The sequence below is a fragment of the Chromohalobacter sp. 11-W genome, assembly GCF_029889905.1.
Classification (GTDB): domain Bacteria; phylum Pseudomonadota; class Gammaproteobacteria; order Pseudomonadales; family Halomonadaceae; genus Chromohalobacter.
In genome coordinates, this window is the sequence record NZ_JARANZ010000016.1 from 43,962 (window position 1) to 55,765 (window position 11,804).

Annotated in this window: 9 protein-coding genes; 1 reads left to right on the forward strand and 8 read right to left on the reverse strand. The window is 60.7% G+C overall.

Going from position 1 to position 11,804, the window contains the following annotated elements; translation table 11 throughout:
• The first annotated feature begins 273 nt into the window (after positions 1-273).
• Positions 274-2,094, forward strand: a complete 1,821-nt coding sequence (locus tag OP494_RS16825; RefSeq protein ID WP_280542684.1) for a DUF748 domain-containing protein — start codon at positions 274-276, stop codon at positions 2,092-2,094.
• Positions 2,095-2,097: 3 nt separating this feature from the next.
• On the opposite strand, the gene OP494_RS16830 is transcribed toward OP494_RS16825, so the two are convergent.
• From OP494_RS16830 to OP494_RS16865, 8 genes are all read right to left on the reverse strand, one after another.
• The gene (locus OP494_RS16830) at positions 2,098-2,871 is read right to left on the reverse strand and encodes a zinc-dependent peptidase (RefSeq protein ID WP_280542686.1); all 774 of its coding nucleotides are present in this window, start codon (positions 2,869-2,871) and stop codon (positions 2,098-2,100) included.
• Positions 2,872-2,902: 31 nt separating this feature from the next.
• The gene (locus OP494_RS16835) at positions 2,903-4,474 is read right to left on the reverse strand and encodes a carbon-nitrogen hydrolase family protein (RefSeq protein ID WP_280542688.1); all 1,572 of its coding nucleotides are present in this window, start codon (positions 4,472-4,474) and stop codon (positions 2,903-2,905) included.
• Positions 4,475-4,633: 159 nt separating this feature from the next.
• On the reverse strand, positions 4,634-6,073 hold the full coding sequence (gene nhaC, locus OP494_RS16840; RefSeq protein ID WP_280542690.1) for a Na+/H+ antiporter NhaC: 1,440 nt from the start codon (positions 6,071-6,073) through the stop codon (positions 4,634-4,636).
• Between the two features lie 43 nt (positions 6,074-6,116).
• Positions 6,117-7,439: an FAD-dependent oxidoreductase gene (locus OP494_RS16845; protein WP_280542692.1), complete on the reverse strand. Its 1,323-nt coding sequence runs from the start codon at positions 7,437-7,439 to the stop codon at positions 6,117-6,119.
• Positions 7,440-7,766: 327 nt separating this feature from the next.
• Complete coding sequence (locus OP494_RS16850) at positions 7,767-8,438, reverse strand: GntR family transcriptional regulator (protein ID WP_280542693.1); 672 nt, start codon at positions 8,436-8,438, stop codon at positions 7,767-7,769.
• A 212-nt stretch (positions 8,439-8,650) separates the two neighbouring features.
• Positions 8,651-9,598, reverse strand: a complete 948-nt coding sequence (locus tag OP494_RS16855) for a dihydrodipicolinate synthase family protein (protein WP_280542695.1) — start codon at positions 9,596-9,598, stop codon at positions 8,651-8,653.
• Positions 9,599-9,692: 94 nt separating this feature from the next.
• Positions 9,693-10,628, reverse strand: a complete 936-nt coding sequence (locus tag OP494_RS16860) for a 4-hydroxyproline epimerase (RefSeq protein ID WP_280542698.1) — start codon at positions 10,626-10,628, stop codon at positions 9,693-9,695.
• 278 nt (positions 10,629-10,906) lie between these two features.
• Positions 10,907-11,527, reverse strand: a complete 621-nt coding sequence (locus tag OP494_RS16865) for a flavin reductase family protein (RefSeq protein ID WP_280542700.1) — start codon at positions 11,525-11,527, stop codon at positions 10,907-10,909.
• Positions 11,528-11,804: the final 277 nt, after the last annotated feature.

Sequence of the window (11,804 nt, forward strand, 5' to 3'; positions counted from 1 at the left end):
CTATTCGACATAGTTCTAATGTTCGACATCGTGCCAATATTCGACATGGTTCCAATATTCAACATAGTGCCAAAATGGCTGACATATTCTGTTAGTCGCAGAAAGGGTCAATACCTTTCTGGTTTCTAGCGACACTCGCTGCCGCGACGCGCTCTAAAGTAACTGTAACGACAAGCCGCCGTTGCGGCTAGCCTGGCCTGCGACTGGCGGGGCCACGCTGACGATGTCACGCTGATAAGTATTCCTCCATGATCTGACAAGACGGAAAATGACATGCCGCATTCCCATCGCAGCATGGCGCGACCGGCGCGCAAGCGTCGCCTCGGTATAGGGCTGAGTGTGCTGGCGGCGCTGGTGCTGCTATTTCTGGTCGCCTGGCTGTGGGCGTTACCGGCGTATATCGATCAGCGTCTCAGCCAGATGCTGGCCGAGCGTAGCGGTCGCCAGGTGACCATCACCGACGTCACCCTCACCCCATGGCGCCACCAGGTGACTCTCGACGGGCTACGTATCGCTGGCCAGGCCGACACGCCGGTTTTCTCGAGCCAACGGGTGGTGGCGATCCTCGATTGGCACTCGTTGTTCGAATCGGGCTGGCGTTTCGAGCGCATCGACCTAAAAGCCCCGCGTCTGCAACTGATCTGGCGTGCTGGGGGCGAGTGGAACCTGGCCCAGCTATTCGGCGGTGACGGTGGGGGTGGTGAATCGGCACCACTGCGTATCGCTCAACTCAACGTCAGCGATGGTCGACTGGACTGGATCAACCGGCGCCCCGATAAGCCGCTGACGCTGAGCCTCAAAAGCCTCGATCTAGAGGTGCGTCATTATGACAACAGCGATGATCGGCCCTTCTCTCTGCAAGGTCAGGCAAATTGGAATGGCGGCACTCTGAAGGGGGAGGGCGAGATGGGCTTCTCGCCGTGGACGGTGGATGTCGATCTCGACGCGGACCAAGTGCCACTGACCACGCTATCGGGCTATCTGGCACATGTCGTTCGCGCCGAGCCGGTGGCGGGCTCGCTTGGCGCGCAGATTCGTTTACGCGCGGGCCGCGCCAGCGGTGCCGGTACACAGGTCAACGGTCAGGGCGTGATAGAAGGACTCGCGATGCGTGATCCCAATAAGGATCAGACCATCGCCCGCGCCGAACGCTTCGCCGTGGAGGGGCTGAGGTTCGCCAGCGCGCAGCCTGAATTGACCGCCGAGCGGGTATCGCTTGCGGCACCTTGGCTCGATGTGACGATCGATGAACAACTCGACACCAATCTCACCGCCTGGCGCCCGCCGGCATCGAGCCGTGGTTCTGAGGATGGGGGCTCCGCGGGCGGCGGCATGCGCTACGCGATCGATACCCTGTCCATCGAGCGTGGTGCGATGGCCTTCGTTGATCGTCACCTGCCGCGCCCGTTCGAGCTCGATTTTTCGGCGCTGAATGGCGAGTGGCGACAGCTCAACTCCGACCAGCCGGGTGATGGCCAGTTGTCGCTCGAAGGGCAGGTGGCCGATGGTTCGCCACTGCGCATCGAGGGCGCTTTCGATCCGCTCGGTGACGTCATGAACGGCAACCTGAACTTGCACTTCGAACGCCTTGATCTTGAGACCTTAGCGCCCTACTTGCGCGAGTTCGGTGGCTATGCTGTCGAGCGTGGCCAGGCGACGTTGGATCTCGACTATCGGTTCGATCAGGGCCGCCTGCAGGCGCAGAATCATCTCGTTTTGCATCGGCTCAAGCTAGGCGAAGAGGTCGATGCCTCGGCTACTGACCTGCCGCTCAAGACGCTGGTCGGTGTCCTGAAGAGCGACGACGGCACCATTGAGCTCGATATCCCCATGCGCTTGCCACTCGACGATCCCGGATCGGTGGACTTTGGCAGTGTTGCCGGTCAGGCGATCCGCGAGGCGCTCGAGAACCTGGTGTCATCGCCACTGGAAACCCTCTCCGAGGTGGTCGGTGGCAGCCAGGGCAGTCCTGCAAGCGACAATGGCGAAAGACCCCGTCGCGGTGAGAGTGATGAGAGTAGTAAGAGCGGCGGAAGTGACAAGAGTAGCGAGGATGGCCCAGCGCTCTACGAGCGTGCCCGCACCCTTCAATGAGCGTCAGTGCGGCGGGTAGCGCGTTAACGGCTCCTGCCGGAAGTAGCGGGCGAGCAGTGCGTACAGCTCGGGATAGGCGGCGTTCAGGACATCGGGAGCGGTGAAGAATGTTTCGCAGCAGACCGCGAAGCATTCGCCGGGGTGCGTGGCGGCGTAGTCGTCGATGGGCGTGGCTTCGCCGCGTTCGAGGTGCCCCTGTAGGTCGTTCCATACGTCGGTGAAGACGCGGTGCCAATCGCGCGGGTCGATATCGCGCGGCAGGGATGGAAAGCCGTCGGCATCCAGTGAGTTGCCCATGTCCAGCTTATGGGCGAATTCGTGAATGACGACGTTGAAGCCGCCCCAGTCACCACTTTGTTGAATATCCGACAGGGCTAGGACGATGGGGCCTTGGTGCCAGGTCTCGCCGACGCGTTCGTCTTCGTATTCGTGGACCACGCCGGCTTCATCCATCTCCTCGACCTTGCGGCGGAAGGCCTCCGGCAGCACGAGAATCTCATGGACGTTGGCAAAGGCCTCGCGGGCGTCACTCTCCGACCAGTAGAGCGTCATCAGGCAGGCCTGGGCGACCAGCGCCAGCCGCGCGGGCAGGTCGAACAACTCGTCGTCGAATAACGAAAGCCGCTTGCGACGCAGGAATGCCCAGGCGCGCTCCCCGAGGCGTCTGGCGTCGTCCTCGGGGAGCGCCATCAACAGTGGCACCCGGGCCTGGCCTTCGGCCCAGGCCTCGGCGGGGAAGGGATGGCGCTCGCCACGCCAGGCGTTCCACCATTTCATCGTCGAACTCCTTTCCGCCGTTTCCCGCGACTCAGGTGTCTTCCTGGCGCGAGCCCGACTTCCACGACCAGTCTCGCCAGCGCAGGTCGAACAGATCCTGGCGGCGGTCCTTCAGGTTGGTGACCGAGCCTTCGTTGCGCACCACTGTGAGACGGGTCAGGTCGAGATCCGAGAACATGATCATCTCGGTATTGGGGGTGGTTTCGGCCAGCACCGCATCGTGGGGGAAGGCGAAGTCCGAGGGTGAGAACACCGAGGACTGCGCGTATTGAATCTCCATGTTCTCTATCGACGGCACGTTGCCGACGCTCCCGCATAGCACCACGTAGCACTCGTTTTCGATGGCGCGCGCCTGAGAGCAGTGGCGCACGCGCAAGTAACCGTTCTTGGTATCCGTCCAGAACGGCACGAAGAGGATGTCCATGTCCTGATCGGCGAGCAGCCGCGAGAGCTCTGGAAACTCGACGTCGTAGCAAATCAGAATGCCGATTCGACCGGCGTCGGTGTCGAAGACACGCAGGTCGTCGCCGCCTTCGATGATCCAGTCGCGGCGCTCCTGTGGCGTGATGTGCAGTTTGGCTTGTGCCTCGATGTCGCCGTCGCGGTGGAAGAGATAGGAGATGTTGTAGAGATGCCCGTCGTCGTGTTCCTCGATCATCGAACCGGCGATGATGTTGATATTGTAGGACACCGCCATGCGTGACAGCTCGGTCTTGAAGTGCTCGGTGAAGCCGGCCAGAAAGCGTATGGCCGCGATTTGATCTTGCTGGGCGGCGCGATCCTGAAGGCCCATCAACGGTGCGTTGAAGAGCTCTGGGAAGATCGCGAAGTCGCTCTGGTAATCCGACAACGCATCGACGAAGTATTCAGCCTGTTGCAGCACCGCCTCCACCGAAGAAAACTCGCGCATCTGCCATTGCACTGCGCCCACTCGCACCTGCGTCTTGCGGGTATCGAGCACCGATTCGGCCGGCTCGAAAAGGATGTTGTTCCACTCCAGCAGGGTCGCGTAGCCCTGGGACTTTTCGTCCTCCGGTAGGTACTTGCGCAACAGCCGCTTGACCTGAAAATCGTTGGCCAGCTGAAAGGACAGGATGGGGTCGTGGATCTCCTTGCGCGAGACCTGATCCAGATACTCGGCCGGCGACATTTCGCTGGCGTGCTGGTGGTAGTTGGGGATTCGGCCGCCGGCAAGAATGGCACGCATATTCAGTGACTTACACAGATCCTTGCGGGCTTCGTAGAGGCGTCTGCCGAGCCGGTAGCCGCGATAAGCCGGATCGATCAGCACATCCAGGCCATACATGGCGTCGCCCTTGGGGGCGTTGAGGATGATCTCCCGCTGATCCATCAAATCGTCGTAGCGGTGCGGGTTGGAAAATTCCTCGTAGTCGACGCGCGCGGTCAGAGCCACGCCGACCAGTGTCTTATCGTCCTCGATGACGATCTGGCCGTCGGGGAACTCACTGATCAGTCGCTCGATGGTGCGCTTGGGCCAGGCGCCACCGATGTCGTGATAGACCCGGTCCATCAGCGTCTTGAGCTGCGGATAGTCCTCGGGCGTCAGGTTACGAAGATTGAGGTGAAGATCGTCGAGGGACATGTAGGCGTCCTGCGTTGCGGATACGAAAGTGAGTGCTAGTGTATCACGCAGGGTGCGTGGCCCATGAGGCCACGGTTGGGCAGTGGCACGCCCCTACCTACCGAAAAGCCCTGCTCTGGGCAGGGCTTGTCAGATCACGAGAGAACGCTCGGTGGCGTGCTATGAGGCTTGGAAGTTCTGCCGCGTGTTGGCGTTGTCTTGTGCCTCGGCCTTGGGCTGGGTTCTCCAGATGGCGATGTTGGCGTAGCCATAGAAGATCGAGATCACGATCACCAGCATGTGGTACCAGAGGAAGGGCAGGTAAGTCATGGTCGAGACGCCGAGAGTCGTCGCCATGAACACACCGCCGTCGGTCCAGGGCACCATTGGAGTCGTGATGGTGCCGCCCGCTTCGGCATTGCGCGAGAGCACCCGCCGATCAACGCCTTGGTCGTCGTAATTCTTCCCGGTGATGGTGCTGGCGGTGATCAGCGAAACGTAGGCTGCGCCACCGAAGAAGTTACCGAAGAACCCGCCTAGCATGGTCGAAACCGTCAAACGACCTGGATTATTGGCCCAGCGCAAAAAGCCATTGCTGATCGTCTTGAGGATACCCACTTGGCTCATTAAGCCGCCGAGGCCCAAGGCGAATAGGATCAACGCCACGACACTGAGCATGGACTCGATGCCGCCACGGTTGAGCAGCGTGTTTAGAAACTCCACGTCGGACTGCATGTCGTTGCCCACATAGGCGATGCGAATGGCATCGATGGGGCCGACACCCTGGGCCCACCAGGCGCAGATACTGCCCAGGACGGCGCCGAAGGTGATGACTGGAATGGCCGGGTAGCGACGGGTCAGCAGCCCGATCACGATCACCGCCGGCAGCAGTAGCCATGGGCTGATGGTGAAATTGGTTTCTAGTGCTTGCATGGCGACAGTGGCGCGCGAGGTGTCCACATCGCCGCTGACATAAAAGAAGCCGACGACCAGAAACAGAATCGATGCAATCGGAATGGCGAGTGCGCTGACCGTCATCATGGAACGGATGTGATCAATCAGATTGACCTTGCACAGTGATGCGGTCATCACCGTGGTGTCGGACAGCGGCGACATCTTGTCGCCGACGTACGCGCCGGAGATGACGGCGCCGGCCACCAACGGCAGTGGAATGCCGAAGCTATGACCGATCCCCATCATGGCGACGCCGGCGGTGCCTGCGGTACCGAAAGAAGTGCCGGTGGACAGCGAAGTCAGGGCGCAGATCACGAAGGCGGCGAACAGGAATATCTGCGGGTTCATCACCGTCAGCCCGTAGTAGATGATGCTGGGCACGATGCCCCCGGCGATCCAGGTGCCGATCAGGGCGCCGACGGTGGTGAGAACCAGCACTGCTTCCATGCCATTATGAATGCCGTCGATGAGGCCTTCCTGCATGTCGGCATAGGCCATCTTGAGCTTCAGGCCAAGTGCCATGACCAGAAACCAGGAAGCGAACAGCGCAAGCTGAATGGGTAGACCGAGCACGTTGATGCTGAGGAATATGATGGCGATAAAGCCCACCATGATGGTCAGCACTTCGGTCATTCTGGGTAGCCTAGGGGCATTGGATGAGGACATGATATCTCCTTTGGTCTTGTTGTCTGAGTTGAGGGGATTGCGTTTAGAAGCGATCGAGCCGATAGGGGGTCAACTCGGGAAGTGCTTGGTCGGTAGCAGGGGGAGCGTGTCGGGATGCGTCGCCCCCCGCCGTTCCTTGCATTGCCAACCCGGCTATAAGCTCGGCCGTCACCGCAGCTTGGGTAAGACCCAGATGGTGATGCCCGAAAGCCAGCAGCACCCTGCCGTCTTTCGCACTATCGATGACGGGCAGCGAGTCGGGCAGGGAAGGGCGAAAGCCCATCCAGGGCGTTGCCTCGGCGGCATCGAGCGGCGTCTTGAAAAGGCCTTGGCTCAAGCGATGTAGTTGCCAGGCCCGTGCCATATTGGGCGGCCGCTTGAGGCCTGCAAATTCGACGGTGCCCGCCAGGCGCAGGCCTTCCGACATCGGCGTCATGATGAAACGGCGCTCCAGTGACGTCACCGCCGTGGGTAGACGCGACTGCTCGCCGGGCAGCATCAGGTGATAGCCGCGCTCGGTGTCCAATGGCACCCGCGTGCCAGTGAGGCTGGCGGTAAGCGCCGCCGAGTGTGCGCCGCAGGCCACCAACACCTGGCGTCCATGAAGCCGCTCCGAGGCGGTTGTCTCGAGTGTGACGCCATGGGAGTGAACATCGCCGGAGACGACTTCGCCTTGGCAGAACTTGACGCCCTCGGCCTTGGCCGCTGCCACCAGACGTTGGACGACCGAGAGCGGGTCGACGACGTGGCCGGTAGCGGGAAAGAACAAGCCACCGCGAATCGAGTCGGCGAGCTGCGGAGCCACGTCGCGAATGGCGTCTCCCTGCCAAGGCTCAACCGCCACGCCTTGTGCCGACATGCAGGTCTGTAGTGCCTCCAGGTCGGCGCGGGAACTTTCCTGCTCGTAGACCATGAAGGAGCCATCTTCCTGCAGCAGATGGGTGCCATCGACCGATTCAAGCAGGCGACGCCAGGCACTGAGGCTTACCTCGTTGAGCGCGCGAATGCCACTCACGCTGTTCTGGTAAGGCGCTTGGCGTAGATTCAACAACAGTCGAGTGAACCAAGGCAGTGCCTTGGGAACGTGACGCCAGTCCAGGCGCAGTGGCCCCATGGGGTCCATCAGCATGCGAGGCAGGCGTTTGAGGATCGATGCGTCGGCAAGGGGAAAGACTTGCTCGGTGGCCATGTGTCCCGCATTGCCAAAGGAAGCCCCCATACCTGGCGCTTGCTTGTCCACCACCAGCACTTGCAAGCCCTTCCGGCTCAGGGCGAGAGCACTTGCGATACCAACCACACCGGCACCGATAACGGTGACATCGGCATGGTTAGCGTCGTCTCGGCAGGCTTGGTCATATGAGCCCATAGGGGTCCCTCAACTGACAGATCATTTTGTATTTGTCGATTGTATAAAATATAAGATATGTCGTTGCCAGCTTCAAGACGGAATTCGACCAAAGTCGTGATGTGACGCGTGAATGACATCATCGGTAGCGGACGACTGAGGGATAGGGGCCGCATGGGGCTTGCCGTGGCGCCTTGGGTGGGCAACTCCGGGCGAGCAAAAGGGAGGATGCACCGACGCGCCGGCGCTGGGTCGGGTGATGGCCGAAGGTCCGACGCTTGGTGATTGGACAGTGTTGAAGAGAAGCGCTTGCGCTTGATGGGCGAGAGCCGGTTTATGAGGTGCCGGTCATGATGTTTCGGGCTGTTTAGCGCGCTCTTCCAACAGGGCGACGATGCCTTCGCAGGCTTCCTGAATATGCGTCTTCAACAACTCACAAGCCTTGTCGGCATCGCCCTGACGCGCCAGTTCGAGGAGTCCGTGGTGTTCCTGCTCGGCTTTCTCGATTTCCTGTGTGTAGACCAACTGCATGCGAATATAGCGATCGGACTTGGTGTTCAATTGGCTGATCAGGGAGAGGGTTTCAGGTAGCTCGGCCGGGGCGTAAAGCGCCTGATGGAAGGCGAAGTTGTACTCGCTCCAGTTATCGATGTCGCCGCCGGAATTCAGCGCCTGGTCGTACTTGAGGAGGATGTCTTCGGCCTTTTTCAGGTCTGTGTCAGTTAGGCCATTGATGGCGTGGCGCAGTACGTAAGTCTCGAGCAAAACGCGAAGATCGAAAAGTTCGCGGATCTTGGCGACGGAAAGCTCGGTGGTGAAAGCCCCCCGGTGGGCGTGAAATTCGACCAGTCCTTCGGATTCCAGGGTCAGCAAGGCCTCGCGGACGGGGATGCGGCTGACGTCGTAGTCTTTGGCCAAGGCGTCCTGGCGCAGCTGGGTGCCGCCTTTGAATTCTCCGCCAAGGATACGCCCGCGTAGATCGTCCGCGACGAATTGCGCTCGTGTCTTGTAAGTCGCCATGGCCAGTCCTTGCCGAAGGTTGGAATTCGCATACTGTATACAAACTGCAATGAATGTCCAAGATGAAGGCATGGGACATCGCGTTCAGACCGCGCTATGCGAAAGCGCTCAGCTTGATGCATCGGGAAAGGCAGCCGGGAGGCCGGTCATCGTAGACCTCCCGGCATGGCAGTGAAGCGACACTTACAATGCCAAGATGTGAGGTGTCTCGTTTAGGCGTCGTCGAGGGCGGCGGACCATTGCGCGTACCAAGTACGGAACAGGTCGTACTGGGCTTCAATGTAATGACGCTGGGCGTCGCTAAGCACGTCGCTTTCGTTGAAATGCAGCGCGTACTCGTTTTCGCCGTTGAGGACCATCAAGTGCTTGTAATAAAGCACCAAATCGGCGCCTTCGTCGAAAGAGGACAACACGCCGAGCGCTTCTTCGAGCTCCTTGGCCCGGCGGCGAGCGGTGACGTCTCCCTTGGCCGCTTTCTTGCTGAGTGCGACGAGGTGCAACACTTCGCGGGGCAGGGCGTTGCCGATACCGGTGATGGCACCGGTGGCGCCGCAGTTGACGAAGCCATGGTAGACGGTGGTGTCGACGCCGACCATCAGGGTGACGTCATCGTCCTGTGAGGTGATGTGCTCCGCCGCGTAACGCAGGTCATCGGCGCCGCCGAACTCCTTGAAGCCGATCAAGTTCGCGTGTTTGGCGCGAAGCTCGAAGAATAGGTCGGCACGGGTGGCGAAGCCATAGTGAGGACTGTTGTAGATCACCGCCGGCAGGTTGGGCGCGGCGTCGAGAATGGCCGAGAAGTGGGCCTTCTGCGCGGTGGCGGATGTGCCGCGGGACAGCACGCGAGGAATGACCATTAGTCCATGGGCACCGACCTTGGCCGCATGCGCCGCATGGGAAACGGCTTCCTTGGAGTTGACCGCACCGGTACCGACGATGGTCGGAATGCCGGCCTCGACCAGTCGTGCAACGCCTTCCTGGCGCTGCGTTTCGTTTAGAAGAGGCCAGTCGCCCATGGAGCCGCAATACACCACGCCGCTCATGCCCAGTTCGATAAGTTCACGACCTTTGGCGATCAGGGCGTCGAAATCCGGCTGGCGGTCGGCGGTGCAGGGCGTCATCAGTGCGGGAATGCAACCGGTGAAGATGGCATCGTTCATCGTTTTTCCTCGAGGGTTGGTTGATTGCATGCAGGTGGCTCAGCGCAATGGCATCGCCGTGATGCCCGGCGCTGAACCGTCGAGAGCAGAGGGATCACTGACGCGTGATCCCCCAGGCGAACGGGTCCTGTTCATCGATTAGCAGGGTGGCGTCGGCGCTGAGATAGGCGCGTCCCTTGATCGAAGGACGAATGCACTCGCCCTCCCATTCGTAAGAGGCCTCGAACTGGCCGCCGCAGATGCTCGCTTGCACCCAGGTCTGCCCCGGCGCCAACTTGCCGTCTGCGGCAAGGCAGGCGAGTTTGGCGCTAGTGCCGGTGCCGCAGGGGGAGCGATCGTAGGCCTTGCCGGGGCACAGCACGAAGTTGCGGCTGTCGGCATGGCGGTCGTCGCAGAAGAGTTCGATGTGATCGATGACGCCGCCGTTTTCGCCGGTAATCGACTGGGTTTCCAGCGCTTGTCGAATGGCCCAGGTGTAGTCGGTTAAGGCCTCGACATTGTCGAGCTCGATGGTCAGGTCGTGCTCGCTGATCAGGAAGAACCAGTTGCCGCCCCAGGCAATGTCGCCGTGTACGACGCCGTACCCTGGCACCTCGACGGGTACCTGGTGACGATGACGGTAGGAAAGGACATTGCGCACGGTCACGGCGCCGTCGTCGTGAAGCGTGGCGTTGATGGGCCCCGCGGGGGTATCGATCTTGTGGCAGCCCGGCGTCATGCGCCCCAGGTGATATAGCGACGCCACTAGCCCGATGGTGCCGTGGCCGCACATGCCGAGATAACCGCTGTTGTTGAAGAAGATGACCCCGCAACTGGCATCGTTGGACTCGGGCTCGCAGTACAGCGCGCCGACCAGCACGTCGTGCCCACGCGGCTCCAGCATGATAGCCCGGCGCCATGCATCGTGATTGTCGCGGAAGTCGTCGCACTTCTCGGCGATGGTGCTACCGGAAAGCGCTGGCATGCCCTCCATGACCAATCGTGTCGGTTCACCTACGGTGTGGGAGTCGATGACGTGCACACGTTTCATAAGCCACCTTCGCTCGATCTTGTTAGGTTTTATATTTTATACAATCTTCAAAGGGTTTTGTGAAGTCATCTCCGTTGACAATCATCCAAGATGGTCACGTGATAAGGCACATAGCGGGGATCGCGCATGCTGCATGCTTGAGCCGGCGCCACGTTGATGAGAAAAAGCACCGCGTGGGCCAGCGAGAAGGAAGGGGCCGGGAATAGAGGATGACATTCTGGACTGCGCCGTGGCCGATGCCGTGAGCGAGTCCCAGACCGTTACTGCAGTGCGTGTGGTTAACCTGGCCGGTACATCTTGAAGTTCTGCTCGGCGCTGACTTCGAAGTAATCGGCCGGGCCGCCGCCGCGCAGAATGGGGTGTGCCTCGGCAGTCTGATAGACGCCGTCATGTAGCAATGACTGGTCGATGTGCACACCGACGACTTCGCCCAGCACCAGCCAGGTCTCGAGCGACTCACCAGCGGCGGAGTGGAGCTGAATCAACTGACTCAGCCGACACTCGAAGGCGACGCGCGCTTCGGCGACATGCGGTACCTCGACGACTTGGGAGGCGCGCGGCGTCAGGCCGGCCAACGCGAATTCGTCGACTTCAGGTGCCACGCCGGCACAGCTGGCATTCATCTGTTCGGCGAGCGGGCGGGTCGCCAAGTGCCAGCAAAACTCGCCTGTGGCGGCGATGTTACGCACGCTGTCCTTGTAGCCGATGCTGGAGAACCCCACGATCGGCGGCGTGTAGTTGAAAGCGTTGAAGAAGCTATAAGGGGCCAGGTTCAGGTGGCCGTTGCGATCCTGAGAGGAGACCCAGCCGATCGGACGCGGCCCGACGATGGCGTTGAAAGGGTCGTGGGGCAAGCCGTGGCCCTGGTGTGGCTCGTAGAAGTGAAATCCATCACGCATGACATGCTCCTTGCTGATCGCGAAAAGCGCTGCATCGGGCGTGCCGCCCGGGCGAGGTATGTTGCGCGATGGTAGCCAGAGGGAGATGTAGGCGATAGGGGGAGGGGCGTATTTATCCGTACGGACGGATAAATCTCCTTGCTAGAAACAAATCCTCACAGAACGGCGGTGCCGCGGGGGCACGTTTCACTTTTATCCATGTTAAATTAGGCTCCCACCACATAAGCGTGGCGCTAGCGTGGGAGGCGACAGCCGTTCGAGCGCGCGTTCGTGCCAT